General features: G+C 73.1%; 21 protein-coding genes and 2 pseudogenes. 9 read left to right on the top strand and 14 right to left on the bottom strand.

Features of this window, described 5'->3' with window-relative positions:
- From FH609_RS19035 to FH609_RS19020, 4 genes and pseudogenes are all read left to right on the top strand, one after another.
- Nucleotides 1–381 (top strand): DUF2255 family protein, encoded by a 381-nt coding sequence (locus FH609_RS19035; protein WP_139669627.1) that lies wholly within the window; start codon nt 1–3, stop codon nt 379–381.
- Between the two features lie 83 nt (nt 382–464).
- Nucleotides 465–686: pseudogene (locus tag FH609_RS19030) on the top strand (transposase); the annotation flags it as partial.
- Between the two features lie 95 nt (nt 687–781).
- Nucleotides 782–979 (top strand): hypothetical protein, encoded by a 198-nt coding sequence (locus FH609_RS19025; protein ID WP_193317962.1) that lies wholly within the window; start codon nt 782–784, stop codon nt 977–979.
- A gap of 1 nt (nt 980) precedes the next feature.
- Entirely contained in the window at nt 981–2,114 is a 1,134-nt protein-coding gene (locus FH609_RS19020) for a hypothetical protein (RefSeq protein WP_139669625.1), read from the top strand.
- 259 nt (nt 2,115–2,373) lie between these two features.
- On the opposite strand, the gene FH609_RS19015 is transcribed toward FH609_RS19020, so the two are convergent.
- Both FH609_RS19015 and FH609_RS19010 read right to left on the bottom strand, forming a co-directional pair.
- Complete coding sequence (locus tag FH609_RS19015; RefSeq protein WP_139669890.1) at nt 2,374–3,324, bottom strand: phosphorothioated DNA-binding restriction endonuclease; 951 nt, start codon at nt 3,322–3,324, stop codon at nt 2,374–2,376.
- A 152-nt stretch (nt 3,325–3,476) separates the two neighbouring features.
- Entirely contained in the window at nt 3,477–5,870 is a 2,394-nt protein-coding gene (locus FH609_RS19010; protein ID WP_139669623.1) for an ATP-binding cassette domain-containing protein, read from the bottom strand.
- 340 nt (nt 5,871–6,210) lie between these two features.
- Here FH609_RS19010 and FH609_RS19005 point away from each other — a divergent pair, with 340 nt between their 5' ends.
- Both FH609_RS19005 and FH609_RS19000 read left to right on the top strand, forming a co-directional pair.
- Nucleotides 6,211–6,669 (top strand): helix-turn-helix domain-containing protein, encoded by a 459-nt coding sequence (locus FH609_RS19005; RefSeq protein WP_226961803.1) that lies wholly within the window; start codon nt 6,211–6,213, stop codon nt 6,667–6,669.
- 10 nt (nt 6,670–6,679) lie between these two features.
- On the top strand, nt 6,680–7,090 hold the full coding sequence (locus tag FH609_RS19000; protein WP_139669621.1) for a VOC family protein: 411 nt from the start codon (nt 6,680–6,682) through the stop codon (nt 7,088–7,090).
- A 174-nt stretch (nt 7,091–7,264) separates the two neighbouring features.
- Here FH609_RS19000 and FH609_RS18995 read toward each other — a convergent pair whose 3' ends face one another.
- From FH609_RS18995 to FH609_RS18985, 3 genes are all read right to left on the bottom strand, one after another.
- Nucleotides 7,265–9,685, bottom strand: a complete 2,421-nt coding sequence (locus FH609_RS18995; RefSeq protein WP_139669620.1) for a sodium-translocating pyrophosphatase — start codon at nt 9,683–9,685, stop codon at nt 7,265–7,267.
- Nucleotides 9,686–10,013: 328 nt separating this feature from the next.
- Nucleotides 10,014–10,433 carry an ATP-binding protein gene (locus tag FH609_RS18990; RefSeq protein WP_139669618.1) on the bottom strand — a complete coding sequence of 140 codons (420 nt, stop codon included), beginning with the start codon at nt 10,431–10,433 and terminating at the stop codon, nt 10,014–10,016.
- A 126-nt stretch (nt 10,434–10,559) separates the two neighbouring features.
- Entirely contained in the window at nt 10,560–10,901 is a 342-nt protein-coding gene (locus FH609_RS18985) for an STAS domain-containing protein (protein WP_052847650.1), read from the bottom strand.
- A 138-nt stretch (nt 10,902–11,039) separates the two neighbouring features.
- On the opposite strand from FH609_RS18985, the gene FH609_RS18980 reads away from it, so the two are divergent.
- A complete protein-coding gene (locus tag FH609_RS18980; protein ID WP_405379036.1) occupies nt 11,040–13,424 on the top strand; it encodes a DEAD/DEAH box helicase in 2,385 nt (794 codons plus the stop codon).
- A 219-nt stretch (nt 13,425–13,643) separates the two neighbouring features.
- Here the strand turns inward: FH609_RS18980 and FH609_RS18975 are convergent.
- The 7 genes and pseudogenes from FH609_RS18975 to ssd form a co-directional block, all read right to left on the bottom strand.
- A pseudogene (locus FH609_RS18975) lies at nt 13,644–13,919 on the bottom strand (Rv3654c family TadE-like protein); the annotation flags it as partial.
- Nucleotides 13,903–14,265, bottom strand: a complete 363-nt coding sequence (locus FH609_RS18970) for a TadE family type IV pilus minor pilin (RefSeq protein WP_139669614.1) — start codon at nt 14,263–14,265, stop codon at nt 13,903–13,905. The pseudogene FH609_RS18975 and the gene FH609_RS18970, both read right to left, overlap by 17 nt.
- Nucleotides 14,228–14,566, bottom strand: coding sequence for a DUF4244 domain-containing protein (locus FH609_RS31765; protein ID WP_139669612.1), 339 nt, complete (start codon nt 14,564–14,566; stop codon nt 14,228–14,230). Before FH609_RS31765 ends, FH609_RS18970 begins: the two co-directional genes overlap by 38 nt.
- 197 nt (nt 14,567–14,763) lie before the next feature.
- Nucleotides 14,764–15,378 (bottom strand): type II secretion system F family protein, encoded by a 615-nt coding sequence (locus tag FH609_RS18960; RefSeq protein ID WP_139669610.1) that lies wholly within the window; start codon nt 15,376–15,378, stop codon nt 14,764–14,766.
- Complete coding sequence (locus FH609_RS18955; protein WP_226961801.1) at nt 15,375–16,073, bottom strand: type II secretion system F family protein; 699 nt, start codon at nt 16,071–16,073, stop codon at nt 15,375–15,377. Before FH609_RS18955 ends, FH609_RS18960 begins: the two co-directional genes overlap by 4 nt.
- 131 nt (nt 16,074–16,204) lie before the next feature.
- On the bottom strand, nt 16,205–17,443 hold the full coding sequence (locus FH609_RS18950) for a TadA family conjugal transfer-associated ATPase (protein ID WP_139669606.1): 1,239 nt from the start codon (nt 17,441–17,443) through the stop codon (nt 16,205–16,207).
- Nucleotides 17,440–18,501, bottom strand: coding sequence for a septum site-determining protein Ssd (gene ssd / locus FH609_RS18945; protein ID WP_226961800.1), 1,062 nt, complete (start codon nt 18,499–18,501; stop codon nt 17,440–17,442). The genes FH609_RS18950 and ssd overlap by 4 nt, the downstream gene beginning before the upstream one ends.
- A gap of 661 nt (nt 18,502–19,162) precedes the next feature.
- On the opposite strand from ssd, the gene FH609_RS18940 reads away from it, so the two are divergent.
- Complete coding sequence (locus FH609_RS18940; protein ID WP_139669602.1) at nt 19,163–20,008, top strand: HAD family hydrolase; 846 nt, start codon at nt 19,163–19,165, stop codon at nt 20,006–20,008.
- A gap of 10 nt (nt 20,009–20,018) precedes the next feature.
- Here FH609_RS18940 and FH609_RS18935 read toward each other — a convergent pair whose 3' ends face one another.
- Nucleotides 20,019–20,873: a Fic family protein gene (locus FH609_RS18935; protein ID WP_139669600.1), complete on the bottom strand. Its 855-nt coding sequence runs from the start codon at nt 20,871–20,873 to the stop codon at nt 20,019–20,021.
- Nucleotides 20,874–20,979: 106 nt separating this feature from the next.
- Here FH609_RS18935 and FH609_RS18930 point away from each other — a divergent pair, with 106 nt between their 5' ends.
- Nucleotides 20,980–21,963, top strand: a complete 984-nt coding sequence (locus tag FH609_RS18930) for an ATP-binding protein (RefSeq protein WP_139669598.1) — start codon at nt 20,980–20,982, stop codon at nt 21,961–21,963.
- 29 nt (nt 21,964–21,992) lie between these two features.
- Here FH609_RS18930 and FH609_RS18925 read toward each other — a convergent pair whose 3' ends face one another.
- Nucleotides 21,993–23,243, bottom strand: a complete 1,251-nt coding sequence (locus FH609_RS18925; protein WP_139669596.1) for a hypothetical protein — start codon at nt 23,241–23,243, stop codon at nt 21,993–21,995.
- Between the last annotated feature and the right edge of the window lie 96 nt (nt 23,244–23,339).

The raw sequence follows: 23,339 nt of genomic DNA, 5'->3' as shown, positions 1-23,339 counted from the left end.
ATGAGCACCTGGACGCAGGACGAACTGGACCGGATCAACGCCGAGACCTACTTCACCGTCGGAGCCACCCTGCCCGATGGCACCACCCCGAAAACCGTGGACATCTGGTCAGTGCCCGTCGGGGATCGGATCTTCATCCGCTCCTACAACGGCACCCAGGGCAAGTGGTACGGACCCGCGCTCAAGACCGGCCGCGGGCGCATCTCCGCCGGCGGAGTCGAGAAGAGCGTGCGCTTCGTGCCCGTCGACCCTGACGACGAGGAGACCAACCAGGCCGTCGATGCCTCCTACCTGGAGAAGTACGCGGACAGTGAGTACTCGGTGACGATGTCGACCGAGCCCGTACGCCGCAACACCCTGGAGGTGGTCCCCCAGGGGTGAGGCACCGGATGCGGGCGGCGGTCCGGGGCGGGAGACGCCCCCGGACCGCACGGCCTGTTCAGAACGCCATCACCGGCGCAAGGGGGGATCACGTCGGCCCCTCGCCCGTCGACCGTGCCCGTCCAGGCTCCAAGCACCATCTGATCGTCGACCGCCATGGCACCCCGCTCGTCGTCACGCTCACCGGTGGCAACCGCCATGACGTCACCCAGCTCCTGCCACTGCTGGATGCAGTCCCCGCGATTCGGGGTCTGCGAGTCCGCCCCCGCCGAAGCCCCCGCCGCCTGTATGCCGATCGGGGCTATTAGACATCGAAACCTACAACAAGTTACGTGACCCAGAGCGCTCAGCGCCTGGGCACCTGGCGCTGCTCATCGTTCCTCCCGACATCGGGCGCTGGGTGACCCACCAGCCCGACTCGATCATCCTTGCCTGCCACGGCTACTGGGCTTCCCTCTTCGGATTGGGAGACGCCACAGGCAGTGTTACCACCGCTATCCACCTTGCTGAGCACCAGGAGCTCACTGTGAAGGCGATGGGCACCATGTTCGATGCGGCGCGGCGCATGACCAACGGCGCTGGTCTGGGGTTGAGATGACATGGCAGACATCCTGGACTTCGGCCCCGACGAGATGCGCAGCTATCTGAAGGTCACGGGATGGACCCCCGTATCCGGCGGAGACGTCGCGGAATTGTGGACCCTGCCGGGGCCAGCCGATGAAGTCGTCTTGGTCCCCATGAAGCCCGGCGCACCAGACTTCAACAAGCGAACCCGAATCCTCATTCAAGATCTCGCTCGAGTCGAAGCACGAGATGCGCAAGCCGTCCACGACGCCATTGTCACGGTCTACCACGACGTCACGGATCTGCGAGCCTCGGACCCATCACTGAGCGATGGGTCGATCTCCCTTGAGTCCGGTTACGAACTCTTCGTCTCCACCAAACGCCTGCGGGTAGCTGCCGCTGCGGCGACCATCAGACGGCAGGGCCACTTCCGCAACTTCCCTAACCGAGCACGCGATCAGGCGCGCGAAGTACGCATTGGGCAGACCCGGCGCGGCTCCTACGTTGTGCCCATCATCAGCCAGGCGCGCTCTCCCGAGGACGTGTACGCACCTCGTCAGGACCATATCGATGTGCACGTAGAGGTAACGCTCTTCGACCGCCGCGTGACCGCGACGATGTCCCGCGCGCTGGGCGTCCTGGCGGACATGGCTGGCGCCGAGCGCGAACCCACGCGCAGTGAGATCAACGACTCCATCGGCGAGGGTGTGTCCTACGAGCTGTGCCGTGCGCTCACACGAGTGGTGAACACCGAGTCCGTCAGCACGCTCGATGTCTCCTTCAACTGGTCACGAGTGGCAGCGCCACCGCCGGGCACCCCAGCCTGCGTCGGCTTCAACCGCGACGCGATCGACATCGTCGATCGCGTTTCGGAGCAGCTCAAGACGAAAATCTACACACGTGAACACCTGATCTACGGCGTTGTCACGGGCCTGAGTCGTCACCCCGAGGACGACACGGGCCGCGTCGGTGTGAAGACGCTCATACAGCGTCGAAGCCGCACGGTGTGGATGGATCTCCCCGATCAGGACTACCACACCGCCGTGCGCTGCCACGACGCCGGAATCCCCGTTCGCGTACGAGGCACGTTGGCCAGTCCGCCTGGTGGGCAGGCCAGCATGGATGTCGTCGCCTTTGGCCCTGACCCCTCACTTGGCTCCGACGCCTGAATCGCCATCGAGCTGAGCGGAGCCACTGACCCAGCCTCGATCGCCCAACGGGCGCCGGCGAGGCGATCAGTTCTCGGTCTGGCCAACGCCGGCCTCAGCGACTCGCTCCGCGCGAACCGATGAGCGAACCGTTCACGCGGCCCGACAGGCCTATCCGACCAACAGCGGACCTCACTCTTGGGTACGTCCCCGCCCATGAACAACCCCACGAGCCGCCCCGACCGCCGTCACGGTGAACACCGTTGCCGGACTAACCGGACTAACCGGCGGGCGCCGGCGCCGGCGCGCGCCCCGGCGTGCGCGGCGCCTCCTTGAACACCTCGGCGCCGTGCCAGACGACGAACGCCCGCCCGGGGCCCGGGTGTTCGCCGCGCGGCGCGGCCAGCGGGCGCCCGGCCAGCGCGCTGGTCTCCCGGCCGCTCGCCGAACGCGCCGCGAAGCGCGCGGAGACCCGGATGCGCCCCTCGGTGGTCAGGCCCAGCGCGCCCAGGTCGAAGAGCGTGTGGTGCAGGGCGCACAGCGCCAACGCGTTGGCCAGCCGGTCCGGCCCGTCCTGGCTGTGCCAGCGGATGTGCGCCGCCTCCAGGCCGACCGGGCGCCGGTCCAGCGCGCCGTCGAACCCGCACATCGCGCACGCGTGGCCGTACGCCTCCAGCACCGCCCGGGCGAAGCCGGCGCTCCGCGCCCGGCGCCGGCCGCCGGCCACCAGGCGGTGGGCGACGCCCTCCACCTCGGTCAGCTCAAGCCCGGCCGCCTCGACGACCAGCCCGTCGATGGCGGGGGTGAAGTGCTCGTCCAGCAGCAGCCGCGCGCAGTCGGCCAGCACCCCGGGCTCGGCCAGCGCCAGCTCGACCTCGGGGCGCAGCCGCCCCCGCGCGCCCGTCCTCCGCAGCAGCGTGCCGCGCTCGGGGGTCGCGGGCGGCAGCGGACGGCCCCCGGCGTCGGTCAGCTCCCAGAGTTCCCGCTCCAGATGGACGAACGGCATGGCCGCCCGTTGACGGGCCGTCGCCGCCCGGGCCGGCGGCCCGAAGTCGTCGATCAGCGCGGAGACCGGCTCCTCGGCCTCCGCGTAGCTGACCTCGGTGCGGCCGGTGGCGGCGAACCGGCCCAGCAGCCACAGCAGCAGCAGAGCCTTGTGCGGCGCCCGCCGGCCGGCCACCCGCGCCCGACGCAACGCGGCCAGCCGGCCCAGGAGTTGGTCCGTTGGCATGGGCAACGGCATCGGCTTCGGCCTCGACGCGGTCATGGCGGCCATGCTGGCAGGGCCACCGGCGCCGCATCCAGGGGTGCCGCGAAAGTCCGTCGCCCGGCGGCTCCCCCGGGCGCGGGGAGCCGCCGAACGCGCGGCGGGGGAACGGCCGGTCAGGCGCCGACGTACTCCGCCAGGTGCTCGCCGGTGAGGGTGGCGCGGGCGGCGACCAGGTCGGCCGGGGTGCCCTCGAAGACGATCCGGCCGCCCTCGTGACCGGCGCCGGGGCCCAGGTCGATGATCCAGTCGGCATGGGCCATGACCGCCTGGTGATGCTCGATGACGATCACCGACTTGCCGGCGTCCACCAACCGATCGAGCAGGCTCAACAGTTGTTCGACATCGGCCAGATGGAGACCGGTCGTCGGCTCGTCGAGCACATAGACGCCGCCCTTCTCGGCCATGTGCGTGGCCAGCTTGAGCCGCTGCCGCTCGCCGCCGGAGAGCGTGGTCAGCGGCTGGCCGACGCTGAGGTAGCCGAGGCCGACGTCCACCAGCCGGCGCAGGATGCGGTGCGCGGCCGGGAGGCGCGCCTCGCCGGCGCCGAAGAACGCCTCCGCCTCGGTCACCGACATCGCGAGCACCTCGCTGATGTCGCGGCCGCCGAGGTGGTAGTCCAGCACGGCCGCCTGGAACCGCTTCCCCTCGCACTCCTCGCAGACCGTGGCGACCCCGGCCATCATCCCGAGGTCGGTGTAGATGACGCCGGCGCCCTTGCAGTGCGGGCAGGCGCCCTCCGAGTTGGCGCTGAAGAGCGCCGGCTTCACGCCATTGGCTTTCGCGAACGCCTTGCGGATCGGGTCGAGCAGCCCGGTGTAGGTCGCCGGGTTGCTCCGCCGGGAGCCACGGATCGCGGACTGGTCGACGGAGACCACGCCCTCGCCCGCCGGGATCGAACCGTGCACCAGCGAACTCTTGCCCGAGCCCGCCACGCCGGTGACCACGACCAGCACCCCGAGCGGAATGTCGACATCGACGTTCCGCAGGTTGTGCTCCGTCGCGCCCCGGACCGCCAGCCGGCCACTGGGCGTGCGCACCTTCTCCTTGAGCGCGGCCCGGTCGTCCAGATGGCGGCCGGTGAGCGTGTCGCTGGCGCGCAGCCCCGCCACGGTGCCCTCGAAGCAGACGGTGCCGCCGTTCGTTCCGGCGCCGGGACCGAGGTCGACGACGTGGTCGGCGATCGCGATCGTCTCCGGCTTGTGCTCCACGACCAGGACGGTGTTGCCCTTGTCGCGCAGCCGCAGCAGCAGGTCGTTCATCCGCTGGATGTCGTGCGGGTGCAGGCCGACGGTGGGCTCGTCGAAGACGTAGGTCGCGTCGGTGAGGGAGGAGCCGAGGTGGCGGATCATCTTCACGCGCTGCGCCTCGCCGCCGGAGAGCGTGCCCGAGGGCCGGTCGAGCGAGAGATAGCCCAGGCCGATCTCCACGAACGAGTCGAGCGTCCCGCGCAGCCCGGCGAGCAGCGGCGCCACCGAGGGCGCTTCGAGGTCCCGCACCCAGGCGGCCAGGTCGCTGATCTGCATCGAGCACGCCTCAGCGATGTTGATCCCGTTGACCCGGGACGACCGCGCCGCCTCGTTGAGCCGGGTGCCGCCGCAGTCGGGGCAGTCGGTGTAGGTGACCGCGCGGTCCACGAACGCCCGGATGTGCGGCTGCATCGCCTCCCGGTCCTTGGCGAGGAACGACTTCTGGACCCGGGGCAGCAGCCCCTCGTAGGTCATGTTCGCGCCCGCCAACTTGATCTTGGTCGCCTCCTTGCGGAGCAGGTCGTGCAGCTCCCGCTCGGAGTAGTCGCGGATCGGCTTGTCCGGGTCGAAGAAGCCGGAGGCGACGAACATCTTCACGTTCCACCCGTCGGCGTTGTAGCCGGGGATGTTGAACGGCCCCTCGTTGAGCGACTTGCTGTCGTCGTAGAGCTGGGTGATGTCGATGTCGGTCACCGAGCCCATGCCCTCGCAGCGCGGGCACATCCCGCCGGTGACCTGGAACGTCCGCTTCTCGGTCCGCTTGCCGTCGGCGCCCTCGACGGTGATCGCGCCGGCGCCCCTGACCGAGGGGACGTTGAACGAGAACGCGTTGGGCGAGCCGACGTGCGGCTCGCCGAGCCGGCTGAAGACGATCCGCAGCATCGCGTTGGCGTCGGTGGCCGTGCCCACGGTGGAACGGGGGTTGGCGCCCATCCGCTCCTGGTCCACGATGATCGCCGTGGTCAGCCCCTCCAGCAGGTCCACCTCGGGGCGGGACAGCGTCGGCATGAAGCCCTGGAGGAACGCGCTGTAGGTCTCGTTGATCATGCGCTGCGACTCGGCGGCGATGGTGCCGAACACCAGCGAACTCTTGCCGGACCCCGAGACGCCGGTGAAGACCGTCAGCCGGCGCTTGGGGATCTCGACGTTGACGTCCTTGAGGTTGTTCTCCCGCGCGCCGCGCACGCGGATCAGGTCGTGGCTGTCCGCCGCGACGGGCGGTTCGGAGGTCCGGGCGTCCCCGCCGGTGCCGTTGCTCATGGTGGTCTCCCTCAGTGCGGCCCTGCCGCGCTCCTCGCGCGCGGCAGGGCCGCGTTCGCGAACGTGATCGGGTCGGTTCAGGTCAGATGGAGTGGGGTCGGTCGAATGGCACGGGCCAACCACCGGGTCGCCGCGCCTCGTCGGGCGCGGCCGGGGCGGATCGCCCCCCGGCGGAAACGGCGACCGGCACCGGGGTCGCCGCAGCCCACGAACGTGGCGTGAACTTCTGGCCGAAGGGTGAGGATAGCGCCCCCGCTCGCCGCGCGTCTCTCGCGTGCCCTCCGCGCCGGGCCGCTGTCGGTGCCCCGTGCGATGCTGGCGGCGTGCATCGGGAGGCGCCGTGAACCTGGAGGACCTGAGGCGGCTGCGCCGCGCCAAGGACGCGATGGACCGCGAGTACGCGCGGCCCCTGGACGTTCCCGCGCTGGCGCGGATCGCCCTCATGTCGCCGGGCCACTTCTCCCGCAGCTTCCGCGCCGCCTACGGCGAGACCCCGTACAACTACCTGATGACGCGGCGGGTCGAGCGGGCGAAGGCGCTGCTGCGCCGGGGGGACCTGAGCGTGACGGAGGTCTGCTTCGCGGTGGGCTGTACCTCGCTGGGGTCGTTCAGTTCACGCTTCACCGAGCTGGTCGGGGTGAGCCCCAGCGCCTACCGCGCGCGCCGCCACGAGGCGGGGGCGGCGATCCCGGCCTGCGTCGCCAAGGACCTCACCCGGCCGGCCAGGAACGGACAGCGGCCGGCGAGCGATACGCGATCGGTCAGGATCGGAGAAGCGGAGTCGGACGTCGGCTCGTAGCGTCGTCGACATGACCATCAAGCTTTCACAGTGCTTCATCGCCGTTGACGACCACGACAAGGCCCTGGCCTTCTACCGCGACGTCCTCGGGCTGGAGGTGCGCAACGACGTGTCGTTCGAGGGGATGCGCTGGCTGACCGTCGGCTCGCCCGACCAGCCCGGCGTGGAGATCGTCCTGGAACCGCCGCTCGCCGACCCCACCGCCTCGACGGCCGACCGTCAGGCGATGGAGGAACTGCTGGCCAAGGGGATGCTGCGCGGCGTGATCTTCGCCGTGGACGATGTCGACGCCACCTTCGAGCGCGTCCGCGCGGCGGGCGGCGAGGTGGTGCAGGAGCCGATCGACCAGCCCTATGGCGTGCGCGACTGCGCCTTCCGCGACCCGGCCGGCAACATGCTGCGCTTCAACCAGGCGCGCTGACGCCGCCGAGCGGGGCGAACCGGGGAGGGGGCGGTTCGCCCGCGCCCCGCGCCCGCGATGGTGGCCCGGACCATCGCGGGCGCGGGCGCGGGCGCGGGCGCGGGACGGCGCACGGCGCTGGCGCTCAACGCGCCGCGCTCAGCACGTCGCTGGCGCTCGACGCGCCGCTCGCGCTCAGCCGGTCGACGCGCGCCCCGCCTCGGCGGCGCCGGTGCCCTCGCCCGGCCCGCCGCCCGCCGCGTCGTCCGTCCCGTCCGCCCCTTCGGGTGAGTCGGGTGCGTCGTCCACCGCGATGCCGCGCCGGCGCGAGACCTGGACGGCGGCCACGATCACCGCCACCGCCAGGGCCGCGATCACGGCGCGCGCCCCCGCGTTGGCGTCATCCCCGTAGCTGAGGGTGATCACGGCGGGGGCGATCAGCAGCGCGACCAGGTTCATCACCTTGAGCAGCGGGTTGATCGCGGGGCCCGCCGTGTCCTTGAACGGGTCGCCGATCGTGTCGCCGATCACCGTGGCGGCATGTGCCTCGCTGCCCTTGCCGCCGTGGTGCCCGTCCTCGACCAGCTTCTTGGCGTTGTCCCAGGCACCGCCGGAGTTGGCCAGGAAGACCGCCATCAGGATGCCGGTGCCGATGGCGCCCGCGAGATAGGCGCCCAGCGGGCCGATGCCCAGGCTGAACCCGACCGCGATCGGCGCCATCACCGCCAGCAGCCCCGGCGTGGCCAGCTCCCGCAGCGAGTCCCTGGTGCAGATGTCCACGACCCGGCCGTACTCGGGCTGCTCGGTGCCGTCCATGATCCCGGGCCGGGTCCGGAACTGGCGGCGCACCTCGTAGACCACCGAACCCGCCGAACGCGAGACCGCGTTGATCGCCAGCCCCGAGAAGAGGAAGACCACGGCCGCCCCGATGATCAGCCCGACCAGGTTGTTGGGCTGGGAGATGTCGAGGCTGAGCGCGGTCTCGGCGAGCACCTGTTCCGCCGTCAGGCCGGCGTCGCCGATGGCCTCGGCGACCGCGTCCCGGTAGGAGCCGAAGAGCGCGGCGGCGGCCAGCACGGCCGTGGCGATGGCGATGCCCTTGGTGACGGCCTTGGTGGTGTTGCCCACCGCGTCGAGGTCGGTCAGCACCTGGGCGCCCTCGCCCTCCACGTCGCCCGACATCTCGGCGATGCCCTGCGCGTTGTCGGCCACCGGGCCGAATGTGTCCATGGCGACGATCACGCCGACCGTGGTCAGCAGCCCGGTGCCGGCCAGGGCCACCGCGAAGAGCGCCAGCATCACCGTGCCGCCGGCGAGCGCGAAGGCCGCGTAGACGCTGAGGCCGACCAGCAGCGCCGTGTAGACGGCGGACTCCAGGCCCAGCGAGACGCCGGCCAGCACCACGGTCGCCGGCCCGGTCCGCGAGGTCCTGCCGATGTCCCGGACCGGGCGCCGGGACGGCTCGGTGAAGTAGCCGGTGAGCTGCTGGATCAACGCCGCCAGCACGATGCCGATGGCGACGGCCGCCAGCGCGAACAGCCGGGGGTTGGCGTCGTGCTCCGCGATCGCCCCGTCGGTGATGCCGTCCAACTCGGCGAAGCTGTCCGGGAGATAGACGTAGGTGGCCACGGCCACCAGGGCCAGCGAGATGCCGGCGGAGAGGAAGAAGCCCCGGTTGATGGCGGTCATGCTGGTCCGGTCGGTGCGGCGCGGCGCGACCAGGAAGATCCCGGCCATCGCGGTGAGCACCCCGATCGCCGGCACCAGCAGGGGGAACGCCAGGCCGGCGTCGCCGAACGCCACCGTGCCCAGGATCAGCGCGGCGACCAGGGTCACGGCGTAGGACTCGAAGAGGTCGGCGGCCATGCCGGCGCAGTCGCCGACGTTGTCGCCCACGTTGTCGGCGATGGTCGCGGCGTTGCGCGGGTCGTCCTCGGGGATGCCCTGCTCGACCTTGCCGACCAGGTCGGCGCCGACGTCGGCGGCCTTGGTGAAGATGCCGCCGCCCACCCTCATGAACATCGCGATCAACGCGGCCCCGAGCCCGAATCCCTCCAGCACCTTGGGCGCGTCGGCCGTGTAGACCAACACCACGCACGCGGCACCCAGCAGGCCGAGGCCCACGGTGAACATGCCGACCACGCCGCCGGTGCGAAAGGCGATGCGCATGGCCTGGTGACGCACCGACACCAGATCCTTTTCTCCCGCCTCACGCGCCGCAGCCGCCACCCGGACATTGCTGCGCACCGCGAGCCACATTCCGAGATAGCCGGTGCCGGCCGAGAACGCGGCACCCACCACGAAGAACACGGACCTGCCGATTCGTTCGTTCCAGTCGTCGGCGGGGAGCAGCAGCAGGAGAAAGACGACGGCGATGGCGAATCCGGCGAGGGTGCGGAGTTGTCTGGCGAGATAGGCGTTGGCGCCTTCCTGAACCGCGGCGGCGATCTTCCGCATGTTCTCGGTGCCCTCGCTGGCCGCCAGGACCTGTCGCACCAGGAAGATCGCCAGTCCCAGGGCCGCCAGCGCGACCCCGGCGATCAGCAGGACCAGCGCCCGGTTCCCACTGGTGAGTTCGACGGCCTCGGCTGCCTGTATGACATGGGGGTGTGCCATTCGTCCTCCTCGACGCTCAGGCGTGCTACGGAAAACTGACAGACGTCGCCGGAGTGTAGAGAGATATCGCGGATCGGCACAGGGGACGCGGAGCAGAATGACCGCATCAGGGGGCCCACGCGTAAACATCAGAAAAACCCGAACCGGCGAATACAAGATCGCAATTCCATGATCGCGGACATGGATCATGGAATTGCGATCTTGCATTCGCCGATCTTGTATTCATCGATCATGAAAGCAGAATCTCCTGACCAGCGCCGCGAGGGCGGCACCGACCAGGAGACGGGGAAACGCCAAGAACTGGAGGATCGGAGGGAACGGGCCCCGCTCAGGGGAAGGACGGCGTGGCGGTGGGCCAACTCATGCGGATGGCACCGCCGTTGGCGGCGGAGATGACCTCCACGTCGTCCACCAGGCCGCTGATCACCGCCAGCCCCAGCTCGTCGGTGTCCTCGGCCGCCTCGCCGGCGGAGGAGTCGCGCGGCGCCGGCACCGCGCTGGGCGCGTCGTCGCCGACCTCGATCGAGAAGGACTTCTCCCCCTCGGTCAGCACCACCCGCACCGGGCTGGTCAGGCCGTGGATGGCGTGCAGGCCCACGGCGCGGCTGCACGCCTCACCCACGGCGAGGCGCAGCTCGTCCAGCGCCGACTCGTCGACCCCGGCCCTTCTGGCGACCGCGGCGGCGACCAACCTGGCGGTGCGCACATGCTCCGGGGACGCGCTGAAGCGGAGTTCGACGGTGGCCATACCCATCCCCCTTGGTGATGCGGACAGACCGCCCCGGCCGTGCTGTCGACACTGGGTCGACCGTCGCGGCCGGGGCGGGTCGCTGGTGATCTTTCGAACGGCTGCCGGGCGACCGGTCGCCACGCCTCAGTCGGTGGCCGCGATGGCCTCGTCCACGGACTCGTGGATCGGGAACACCTTGGTCAGCCCGGTGATCCGGAAGATCTTGAGAATGCGCTCCTGGTTGCACACCAGGCGCAGCGAGCCCTCCTGGGCCCGCACTCGCTTCAGGCCACCCACCAGCACACCCAGTCCCGTGGAGTCCAGGAAGTCAACGCGCTCCATGTCCACCACGAGGTGGTGGTTGCCGTCGTTGACCAGCTCCACCAGCTGTTCGCGCAGCTTGGGCGCGGTGTATACGTCGATCTCGCCGCCGACCTCGACGACCGTACGGTCGCCCACGGTTCGGGTCGAAAGGGACAGGTCCACGGATCGTCCTCCAGCACCTTGCTAACGAGCGGTCGCCCCCCTGGATCGGCAGCCGCCAGGGCATTCAACCACTTACCTCATGCCCAGCACGACGTCTTACAGCCATTGTCCGTCGGACCAGTGACAGACTCGTTCCTTGTGCGCCCCTACCAGTCACCCCCGAACGCCACCGAGGCGGACGGCCGCCGTCGGTCTCCGCAGGCGGTGCTGGCACGGCTGAGCGAACCGGGGGACCGGTCACTCCGCATCACTCATACGGAGCAGCTGCCCGGTCGGGTCGAGGTCCATGCCAACTGGCCGGAAGGCATATGCCACGAGGTGTTGGACGCCGTGCGCGCCGCCGGCATCGACCGGCCCTGGGCGCACCAGGCCAGGGCCGTGGAACACGCCGTGCGAGGGTCCTCGGTGGTGGTGTCCACGGGGACGGCCTCGGGCAAGTCACTGACCTATCAGGTGCCGGTGCTCAGCGCGTTGCTGGACGGCCAGACGGCCCCCAACCGGCGGGGCGCGACCGCGCTCTATCTGGCGCCGACCAAGGCCCTGGCCGCCGACCAGTGGCGCGCGATACGCCGGCTCGCCGAACCGCTGGGCACCGCCGTTCGGCCCGCCGTCTACGACGGGGACACGCCGCAGGAGGAGCGGGCCTGGGCCCGGGAGCACGCCAACCTGCTGCTCACCAACCCGGACATGCTCCACACCGGCCTGTTGCCGGGCCACCGGCGCTGGGGCTCCTTTCTGCGCGCGCTGCGCTATGTGGTGATCGACGAGTGCCATGTCTACCGGGGGGTCTTCGGCTCGCATGTGGCGCAGGTGCTGCGCCGGCTGCGCCGCGTCTGCGCGCACCACGGTGCGGAGCCGGTCTTCCTGTTGGCCTCGGCGACCACCGCCGAGCCCGGCGACTCGGCGGGTCGACTGATCGGGCTGCCGGTCGCCGAGGTGACCGAGGACGCCTCGCCCCGTGGCGAGCTGGTCTTCGCCCTGTGGGAGCCGCCGCTGACCGAGGGCAGGGGCGAACGGGGCGCCCCCGTCCGGCGGACCGCCACCGCCGAGGCCGCCGACCTCCTCGCCGACCTGGCCGGCGCGGGGGTGCGCACGGTGACCTTCGTCCGCTCCCGGCGTGGCGCCGAGCTGATCTCGCTGATCGCCCAGGACCGGCTGGCCGCCCTGGACCGCACGCTGGCCGGCCGGGTCGCGGCCTACCGGGGCGGCTATCTGCCGGAGGAACGGCGGGAGTTGGAGCGGGCGCTGCACAGCGGCGAGCTGCTGGGACTGGCCGCGACCACGGCGCTGGAGCTGGGCGTGGACATCGCGGGGCTGGACGCCGTGCTGCTGGCCGGCTACCCCGGCACCCGGGCCTCGCTCTGGCAGCAGGCGGGGCGCGCCGGGCGGCGCGGGCAGGGCGCGCTCGCCGTGCTGATCGCCCGTGACGACCCGTTGGACACCTACCTGGTGCACCACCCCGAGGCGCTGTTCGAACGGCCGGTGGAGAGCACCGTGCTGGACCCGGGGAACCCCTATGTGCTGGCCCCGCACCTGTGCGCGGCCGCCGCCGAACTCCCGCTCACCGGCGCGGACTTCGCGGAGCAGCCCGCGCTGTTCGACCCGACGGCCGCCGAGCTGCTGCCCAAGCTCACCGACCGGGGTCTGCTGCGGCGACGCGGAAGCAGTTGGTACTGGACCCGCCGGGAGCGGGCGGCCGACCTCGTGGACATCCGGGGGAAGGGCGGCGAACCGGTGCGGGTGGTGGAGGCCGCGACGGGCCGGCTGCTGGGCACCGTGGACTCGGCGGCGGCCCACACCACCGTGCACGAGGGCGCCGTCCATCTGCACCGGGGGCAGAGCTTCGTGGTCCGGGAGCTGGACCTGGCCGACTCCGTCGCGCTGGTCGAGGAGTCCAACCCGCCCTGGTCCACCTCGGCCAGGGAGGTCACCGAGCTGACGGTGCTGGAGACCGACGTCGAGGTGCCGTGGGGCGACGCCCGGCTGTGCTTCGGGTCGGTGGAGGTCACCCACCAGGTGGTCTCCTATCTGCGGCGCCGGCTGCTGACCGGCGAGGTGTTGGGCGAGACCCGGCTCGACCTGCCGCCGAGAACGCTCCGCACCCGCGCCGTGTGGTGGACCATGACGGAGGACCAGCTGACCGACGCGCGGATCACGCCGGAGATCCTGCCCGGTGCGCTGCACGCGGCCGAGCACGCGGCGATCGGGATGTTGCCGCTCTTCGCGACCTGCGACCGCTGGGACATCGGCGGCGTCTCCACCGCGCTGCACCCGGACACCCTGCTGCCGACCGTCTTCGTGCACGACGGCCACCCGGGCGGCGCCGGCTTCGCCGAGCGCGCCTTCCACACCGCTGCCCGCTGGCTGGCCGCCACCAGGGACGCCATCGCCGCCTGTGAGTGCCGGGCCGGCTGCCCGTCCTGCATCCAGTCCCCCAAGTGCGGCAACGGGAACGAGCCCCTCCACAAGGCGGGCGCCGTCCGCGTGCTGACCCAGCTGCTCCGTGGCCGGCCCACGGCCTGACCCGGCCGGAACACCCCCGCCCCCCGGCCGAGCGAAGCCGACCGAGGCACGGGCCGGGGCGCGGGTCAGGGAGCCGTCCGTGGCGCGGGCCGAAGCCCCGGTCGGGGCGCGGGCAAGGCCGTCGGCGCGGCCTTCCGTGGCCGGATCGGGAACGCCGGCGGGCGCCGCCCTGGCCCTGGCCCTGGCGGAGTGCGGACCGGCGGTGGCCTCGGTGGTGAGGTCGGCGATCTCACCACCGAGGTGACAGCGGATCAGCCGGGCGCGCTGCGCCTCGGCCACCCGCCGCGCCACGGCGCAGGCGACCTCCGGCCCCGCCGCCGCGTGGTCGGCGGCGGCGAGCGCCGCCAGGTCGGCCGCCGACGCGGCCCGCTGCCGAGCCGCCAGCGCCTGGTCGAGCGTCACCACGGCGCCGAAGACGGCGCACAGCAGCGCCACGATGAGCGTCGCCCAGACCGTGGCGCTGCCCCGGTCGGCGCGGTCAGTCGGGCTCGACATGGGCCACCGCCCACCCTTCGACGGCCAGGCCGAGCACGCCCGTCGCCCACGAGGGCACCGAGACTCCGACCCGCACGAGCGAGCCGTCCCGGCCGATCTCCACCCGGGCGTGCCCCGGGGCGATGTCGCGCGCCACCCGCAGCACCTCGTCCGCCGGCTCTCCCCTGGCGGCGGCCCGTGCCCCCGCGCGCGCCGCGTCCTGACACAGCGACTGGGTGGCGAAGGCACCGAGCCCGCAGAGCAACGCGCCGAGGAAGAGCACCAGGGCGGGGATGACCAGGGCGCTCTCAACCGTGACGGCGCCCGGGTCAGAGCGGCGAGTTCTCGAGCGCCTGCAGGATGACATCACGCAGCGCCCCCCTTACCGGCGCGGAGTCGGAAAGGGTGAGCAGCGCGGCGGCGAAGCCGGCGGCGGCGAGGGTGCCGATGGCATACTCGACGGTGTTCATCCCGGCCTCCCGCCGGCTCGAACGGAGCACGCCCCACGGAACCGGCCGGACGACGAGCCGTCCGGCGCGCCCCGGAACGAACCGTGGAACCCGCGGTGGCACCAGCCGTGGGCCGGCCGAGGGCACGGACCGGGGGACGGATCGGGGACGTTGAGCCTGGTGGGCGCGCGTGGCGCTCCGTTGACTGAGGCTGCGCATGAGCGGTCTCTCTCTGGGCCCAGCTGGGGCCCGCCTGGTGACGGTGATCGACGGACGGTGGTCGACGGACGGTGGTCGACGGACGGTGGTCGGAGGCCAGCGGTCGGGGACGGCGGGCGGCCCGGGCCGGGCTCCGCCCGGAGCATCGGGACCGGAGGAGGCGGGGCGCGCGGCCTCCCTGGCTGGTGGGCCATGGGTCAGATCAACTCCCCGACCAGCGCGATCAGCACCGGGGCCACCCCGATCAGCAGGAAGGCCGGCAGGAAGCACAGCCCGAGCGGCCCGGCGACCAGCACCGCCGCCCGACGCGCCCCGACCTCGACCGCCCGACGCCGCCGGGCGCGCGCCTCCGCCGCCTCGACCTCGAACGCCCGCACCACCGGCACGCCGTTGCTCCCCGCCGACTCCAGCCGCCTGGCCAGCCGGGCGGCCCCCGGCAGCTCGCCCAACCGGCCCCAGACGACGGCCGGTTCGCCGCCGAGCCGCAGCTCGGCGGCCGCCCGCTCCAGCGCCTCCCCGACCGGGCCCCGCACGGAGGCGCCCACCGCACGCGCCGCCGCCCCCGGCTCCGCACCGGCCGCCAGGCACGCCGCCAGCAGCTCCGTGGCCAGCGGCAGCGAAGCGTCGGCGGCGGGCGGCGCACCCCGGCCGCGACGCGGCACCCACGGGCGGGGCCGCGCGGACGGCCGGCCGCACAGCGCGGCCCTGCGGCGACGGGCCGTCAGCCAGGTCGCGGCCTCGCGGGCCGCGAGAGGCAGCACCAGCGCCCACAGCCCCACGCTCAACCAACTCACCGCCGCCGCGCCGCTCATCGCGCCGGCCTCTCGGCCGCGCGCACGATGGCGGCGACCCACACCATGCCGAGCCACTGGAACAGCGCGCCGAGCCCCAGGCAGAGCAGCCCCGCCGGCGTACCGAACAGCGTGCGCAGCGGCGAGACACCCAGGGTCGAGCCCAGCGCGAGGCCGCCGAGCGGAAGCGCGGCCAACACCCACGCCGTGGCCCGGGGCCCGGCCAACAGCGCGCGCAGCTCCTCGTGTTGGTCACGCTCGGCGCGCAGCGCCGTCGCCACCCGCTCCAGCCCGGCGGCCAGCGAGGCGCCGCCCTGGACCGCGACCTCCCAGCAGGCGGCTACGCCGCGCAGCCCCTCGGCCCCGGGCCGCTCGGCCGCCGAGCGGAGCGCCGCCGGCACGTCCCCGCCATAGCCGGCGGCCGCCAGCGGGCCGGCCGCGAGCCGCCCCAACTCCGCCCGGCCGGCCACGGTCAGCGCCGCGACGGCCGGCCTGCCGGCCTGGACCTCGCCGGCGAGCGCCACGCAGAAGTCCACCACCGCCTCCTGCTGCCGCCGCACCGCCGCCGCCTCCCGGCGCCGCCGCCACCGGCGGGCGACCGGCGGCGCGGCGAGCACCGAGGCCACCAGGGGCAGCGGGGAGCCCGCTGCCAGGGCCAACAGGGCCCCGACCGCGACCCAGCAGAGCACCGCCCGCGCCTGGGACGCGTCGGGCATCCGAGGCCGCCGCCGAACCACGCGCCCACCCCGGGCCTCCCGGCCACGGTCGGGCGCTCGGCCCGCGCCGGCCAGCAGCCACGCCCCGGCACCCGCGCACAGCGCCGCGCCCCACTGCGTCACCTGCCCGCTCACAGCGCGCCTCCCCCGCCCCGCGCACAGAGCCGGGCCAGCCGCGTCCAGCCGTCCTCCCGGACGAAGCCGTCCCGCCCCCAGCGGGCGGCCGGCACGGTGCGCACCAGGCCACGCGGCCCCTGCTCCAGCAGCTGGATCTCCGCCAGCCGGCGACGGCCCGACTCCCGGTCCCTGACGAGGTGCAGGACGAGGGCGAGGGCGGCGGCCAGCTGGCTGTGCAGCGCGGCCCTGGGCAACCCGGCCGTGCCGCCGAGCGCCTCCAGCCGAGCCGGGACGTCCCCCGCAGCGTTGGCGTGGAGCGTGCCGCACCCGCCCTCGTGGCCGGTGTTGAGCGCGGCCAGCAGCTCGGTGACCTCGGCGCCCCGCACCTCCCCGACCACCAGCCTGTCCGGCCGCATCCGCAGCGCCTGCCGCACCAGGTCGCGCAGCGTGACCCGGCCCGCGCCCTCCTGGTTGGCCGGGCGGGTCTCCAGCCTGACGACATGGGGGTGACTGGGCCTCAGCTCGGCCGAGTCCTCGACGAGCACCACCCGCTCCCGTGGGCCGACCAGGCCCAGCAGGGAGGCGAGCAACGTGCTCTTGCCGGAGCCCGTGCCGCCGGTGACCAGGAACGAGAGCCGGGCGGCGAGGACCGCCCGCAACACCCGCTCCCCGCCGGGCGGCAGGGTGCCCGCCCGACGCAACTCCGGCAGGGTGAAGGCCCGGTGACGCACCACCCGCAGCGAGAGGCAGGGCGAGCCCACCACCACCGGCGGCAGCACGGCGTGCATCCGGGTGCCGTCGGGAAGCCGGGCGTCCACCCAGGGCCGGGCGTCGTCCAGCCGCCGCCCGGCCGAGGCGGCCAGCCGCTGCGCCAGCCGCCTGACGGACGCCTCGTCGGGGAACCGCACATCGGCCCGCTCCAGGCCCGCGCCCCGGTCGACCCACACCTCCTCCGGGCCGTTCACCAGCACGTCCGTGACGTCCGGCGCGGCCAGCAGCGGCTGGAGCGGGCCGGCGCCGACCAGCTCGGAGCGCAGCGCGCGCACCACCGACAGCACCGCCCGGTCCCCCAGCAGCAGCCCCTGGGCGCGGAGCGCGGCGGCCACCCGGCCGGGCGTCGGCTCGGCGCCCTCCTCGACCAGCCGCAGCCGGACCGTCTCCAACAGCGCGGGGAGCTCCGGCAGTTCCTCCCCGGAAGCGGAACGGTCGTCGCCCAGCCCTGCGACCGTCGCGCGGAACTCGGCGCCGGTCATGTCGAGGCCCCCTCGCGCGGCTGGGCGCGGTCGAGCAGCGTGGCGCAGAAGGCGGCGAGGGTGCCCCTGGGGTTGGCCCCCGGCGGCTCCCCCATCTCGGCGGCGGTCGACAGCCCGGGCTCGTCGACCAGCTCCCCCGCGAGCGGCAGCCGCAGCATCCGGGACAACTCAGCCGCCGGCAGCTCGTCCCCCGGCCGCGTCCTGGCGACCAGCCGCAGATCCCGCACCAGCGCCCCGGCGCCGCCGACGACCCGTCGGGCCGCCGCCGTCGCCCGCAACTCGCAGGGCACCACGAGGAGTCCGAGGTCGAGCTGGGTGAGCGCCTCGGCCGCCGCGTCGTCAACGGCGCGCGGCAGGTCGAGCACCAGGACGCCACCGCCCCTGCGGGCTGAGGCCAGCACCGAGCGCATCGCCTCCACCGGGAGCCGGACGCCCTCGTCCCTGTCCCAGCTGAGCAGGCTCACGCCGTGCAGCCGGGGCAGCGCCTCGTCCAGGGCCGCGCCGGAGAGCCGGCCGCGCGCGGAGAGGAAGGCCGGCCACCGCTTGCCCGCCGTGCGCTCCCCGCCGAACGGCACGTCGAGACCGCCGCCCAGCGGGTCGGCGTCCACCAGCACGCTGCGCAGCCCAGCCCGCGCCGCCGTCACCGCCAGCGCGCAGGCCAGCGAGGAGGCCCCCGCGCCGCCCCTGCCGCCCAACACCCCCAGGGTGAGCGTCGGTTGGCCCGGGCCCTCCACCGCGTCGGCGATGCGGTCCGCGAGGCGGGGCTCGTCCCACGGGAGGTGGAGCACCTGCTCGACGCCGATCGTCACGGCCCTGGCCCAGACCATGTGGTCGTCGAGATCCCGTCCGACCAGGAGCACCCCCGGGCGTCGGCCCTGCCGGGCGGCGCGCTGGGCGAAGGCCGGCGCCCGGTCGTCGCCGATCAGCACCAGCGGCGCGCCCCACCACTGCTCGGCGGTGGGCGGCGCCCCGTGCACCACCTCGACCTCGGCGCCGGCCACGGCACACAGCCGCAGCAGGTCGTCGAGCAGCTCGTCCTCCTCGGTGAGGATCAGCACGGGCCTGCCCCCCGGCGCGACCCCCGACACGGACGCGGACGACGCGGACCTGGACCCGGACGCGGACGTGGCCCGGGACGCGGACCTGGACGACCTGGACGACCTGGATGACGCGGATGACGCGGATGACGCGGATGACGCGGATGACGCGGATGACGCGGACGTGGATTCCGTCATGGCGAAGCCCCCTCGGCTCCGGGCGCCGACTCCGTCGAACGCCCTCCGAAACAACACATCACCCACAGTGACGGCATCCGGACGCCTTTGGGGAAGCCAGCCCAAATCTGTGGATAACCAGCCCCCTGTGGATAAGTCCGTCACCCACACGAGGCACAGCCATCAACAGCGACAACAAATGGGCACACAGAGTCACCGCTTGGTCGGACGACAAAGCGGGAAGAATGGCCGAGTACGTACCCCTGGCCCGAGCGCCATCGCGGCGCCCCACGCGCACACCGACGCGAGGCTAGGCCGTTGACCTGCGAAAACGCCCCCGGACAGGCGACGACCCCCGCCGGGGGGGAGAGCGGGGGTCGTCTTCCACGGCCGACTCGGGGGGGGAGGAGCCGGGCCGGGTTAGCACGGTCGCGAACGATCCGTGACTTCCATGGTGTACCCGAGAGCCTTCTCAGGCAAACCCACGCGCCCCAGCGTACGCCGAATGGCGGGCCCTTATGCTCGGGGCGTGGAAATCCTGCCGCAGCCCCGGACCGCCGCCTTCTTCGATCTTGACAAGACCGTCATCGCGAAGTCGAGCACGGTCACCTTCAGCAGGTCGTTCTACCAGGGCGGACTCATCAACCGCAGGGCCGTGTTGCGCACCGCCTACGCCCAGTTCCTCTTCCTGCTCGGCGGCGCGGACCACGAGCAGACCGAGCGGATGCGGGAGTACCTCTCGGCGCTCTGCCGGGGGTGGAACGTCCAGCAGGTGCGGGAGATCGTGGCGGAGGCCGTGCACGAGGTCATCGACCCGATCATCTACGACGAGGCCGCCTCGCTCATCGAGCAGCACCACGAGGCCGGCCGGGACGTCGTGATCGTGAGCACGTCGGGGGCGGAGCTGGTGGAGCCCATCGGCGAACTCCTCGGCGCCGACCGGGTGGTGGCGACCCGCATGGTGGTGGCCGACGGCCGCTACACCGGCGAGGTCGACTACTACGCCTACGGCCCGACCAAGGCCGAGGCCATCGCCGAACTGGCCGTCTCGGAGGGCTACGACCTGGCCCGCTGCTACGCCTACAGCGACTCCGTCACCGACCTGCCCATGCTGGAGGCGGTGGGGCACCCGCACGCCGTCAACCCGGACCGCGCGCTGCGCAGGGAGGCGGCCGCGCGGGAGTGGCCGGTGTTGACGTTCGAACGGCCGGTGCGGCTGCGCCAGCGGGTCTCGCTGGGCATACCGTCCCGCCCCGCGCTGGTGGCGACGGCGGCGGTCGCCGCGGCCACCGCAGGGGGGCTCGTCTGGTGGTACGCCAACCGCCGCCGCGCCGCCGGGCGCGCCGCCTGAGCCGGCGCGGTCAGGCCGCGCCGCGCTGGAGCGCCTCGCAGACCGCGACGGACTCGCGGGCGCCGAGTTCGGCCGCCCTCGCGCAGTGCGCGATCCAGCCGGCGACCCCGGCCATCGTCCCCGTCAGATAGCCGTCCAGCGCGGCGAGATAGCGCTCCTGCCCCTGCTCTGCGTGGCCGACCTCGGTCGGGGTGACGGCCTTCGGGTCGAGCCCGCCGCCGACCAGCACCAGCCGCGCCGCCGCCCGGGCGACCAGCCCGTTGTGGCTGGCGAACGGGCGCAGCGCCAGCAGCTCCCCGTGCACCACGGCCGCCGTCACCAGCGCCGGCGCGGCCGAGCCCGCCACGACGATGTCGGCGAGCGCCGCCAGCCGCACGGCCACCTCGTCGGCGCCGGGCGCGGTCGGCAGCGCCGCCAGCGCGGGTTCGTCGACCGCCTCGCCCGCCAGCCGGGGGCGGCCGATCCGGTCCGCGTCGGGGCCGGCCGCAGGGCCGCCGGCGGCGACCAGGTGCAGCCTGGCGAGGACCCGGAGCGGGGAGCCGCGCCAGATGCCCAGCGACTCGGTGGCCTCGGCGGTGGCCCGCAGCGCCGCCCCCACCGTTCGGGCCTCCTCGTCCCCGCCGAAGTCGCCGCGCCGCCTGACCTCTTCGAGCGCCCAGTCGGCGCCGGCCAGCGCGGCCGAGGCGCGGGCGCCGCGCAGCGCGGCCTCGGCGGCGACCTCGGGGCTGCGGCGGCGCATCACGCGGTGTCCGTAGACGGCGTCCACCGCCTCCCGTACGCCGGCCACCGCCGCCGGCACTCCGGGCAGTTCGGCCAGCCTGGCCAGGGGGTCGGTCTGCGGTTCGGTGGATGCTCCGGGGCTCATAGCACCGAAGCCTAGGCGGGGTCCAGCGATCATCGGCGACTCGTTCGAGTGGACTTTCCCACTTCGTGTGTTCGGGTGTTCCGCCGACACCACTACGCTCTTGAACATGAAGATCGCTTTCGTAGGCAAGGGCGGCAGCGGAAAGACGACGCTGTCCTCGTTGTTCGTCCGGTACCTCGCGGCCGGGGGCGTCCCGGTGACGGCGGTGGACGCCGACATCAACCAACACCTGGGCGTGGCCCTCGGCCTCCCGGAGGACGAGGCCGCCGCGTGCCCGCCGCTGGGCGCCAGGCTGCCGTTGATCAAGGACTACCTCCGGGGCGACAACCCCCGCATCCTGTCGGCCGAGACCATGATCAAGACGACGCCGCCGGGCGCGGGTTCGCGGCTGCTGCGGCTCTCGGAGCCCAACCCGGTCTTCGACGCCTGCGCCACGACGGTGCCGCTGGAGGAGGGGGCGGCCCGGCTGCTGGTGACCGGCCCGTTCACCGCGGACGACCTCGGGGTTGCCTGCTACCACTCGAAGACGGGCGCGGTGGAGCTGTGCCTCAACCACCTGGTGGACGGGCGCGACGAGTACCTGGTGGTGGACATGACGGCCGGCAGCGACTCGTTCGCCTCCGGGCTGTTCACGCGCTTCGACATGACGTTCCTGGTCGCCGAGCCCACCCGCAAGGGCGTCTCGGTCTACCGTCAGTACCGCGAGTACGCACGTGACTTCAGGGTCGCCCTGCGGGTGATCGGCAACAAGGTGCAGGGCCCGGAGGACGTCGCGTTCCTGCGCGCCGAGGTCGGCGACGACCTGCTGGTGACGCTCGGCCACTCGGAGTGGGTGCGCGCGCTGGAGCGCGGCGAGGAACGGCCGTTCGCGGCGCTCGAAGCGGCCGACGTCGCGGCGTTGCGCGCTCTGCACGGCGCGGCGGACGCCAGCTACGAGGACCGCGACTGGGAGCGCTACACCCAGCAGATGGTGCACTTCCACCTGAAGAACGCGGCGAGTTGGGGTAACGACAGGACCGGGGCCGACCTGGCGGCGCAGGTCGACCCCGGGTTCGTGCTGCGGGAGGCCCCCAGCCCGCTGCCGGCCTGAGCCGGGAGCCGGCGGCAGGCGGCAGGCGGTCAGCCGGCCAGGTACGCCTCCCAGCCGCCGGGCGGGGCCTGGCCGACGCCGAGGCCCCGCAGCCGGTCCAGCACCTCGGGGTCCTGAGCGTCCAGCCAGTCGACCAGTTGGCGGAAGGAGACGCACTCGACGCCCTCCCTCGGGCACAGCTCGGTGATCAGGTCCTCGACGGCGTCCATGTAGATGCCGCCGTTCCACTGGTTGAAGTGGTTGCCGATGATCAACGGCGCGCGGTTGCCCTCGTAGGCCCGGTCGAACGCGGCCATCAGGCCGTCGTGCATCTCGGCCTGCCAGGTGGGCCACATCGCCGGGTCGCCGCTCTGCTCGCCGGACTGGTTGACCATGAAGTTGTAGTCCATGGACAGCGTCTCGAAGGACCGCCCCGGCATCGGGACCGACTGGAGCGAGATGTCCCAGACGCCGTGCCGCTGCTGGGGCCAGAGCTGGAGCGAGTTGCCGCTGGAGTCGTAGCGGAAGCCCGACTCCGCCGCCGCCGGCAGCAGGTTCTCCTGGCCCTCCAGGCAGGGCGCGCGCCCGCCGACCAACTCCTGGTCGTAGTCGAACGGCAGCGGCTCCTCGTCGGTGAGGCCGGTGGTGGTCCGCCAGTTCTGGACCATCCAGCGGGCCTGCTCGATCTCGTCGACCCAGTCCTCGACGGTCCAGCTGGAGCCGCCGGTGGGGCCGCAGAAGTGCCCGTTGAAATGGGTGCCGATCTCGTTTCCCTCGCGCCACGCCAGCCGCAGCTGTTCCAGCGTCGCGGCGATGTGCTCGTCGGAGAGATACCCGATGTCGGAGGCGCCCGGTTGGTGCCCTGGCGGCTCGTACCTGAGGCGCTCACTCTCCGGCAGGAGATAAATACCGGACAGGAAGAACGTCATGTCCGCGTCGTAGCGCTCGCCGAGTTCGCGGAATCGCGAGAAGAGCTGATTGTCGTCCTCGCCGGCGCCGTCCCAGGAGAAGACGACGAATTGCGGCGGCTCCTCGCCGGGGGCCAGCGGCTCAGGGGCGGGGGGCTGCTCGGGCTGGGGGCCGGTGTTGGCGGTCGAGCCGTCGCCGAGGAGTTGGGGCGCGGCTCCGGCGTCGTCCCCGCCGGGGTCCTCCTCGGCCGGGCCCTCCGGGGCCGACTCCTCCTGATCGCTCCGGCCGCCGCCGGACCCGGTGTCGCCGACCAGCGAGCAGGCCGTCATGCCCAACGCCAGCGCTCCGATGGCCACCAGGCTCGCCGTCCGTCTCGTCGTGTGTGTGACCATCTCGCGTCCTCCCGTTGCCAACGCAGTGGTTTGTCCGCTCCGCCCGGTGTGCGGGGGAGCCAGACAAACTCTTCCTCTCAGCGTTAGAGATGTTTG

This window comes from Streptomyces sp. 3MP-14 (assembly GCF_006334905.2).
GTDB lineage: Bacteria > Actinomycetota > Actinomycetes > Streptomycetales > Streptomycetaceae > Streptomyces > Streptomyces triticirhizae.
The sequence above is the reverse complement of the archived record's forward strand: the minus strand, read 5'-3'. Positions and strand labels throughout refer to the sequence as shown.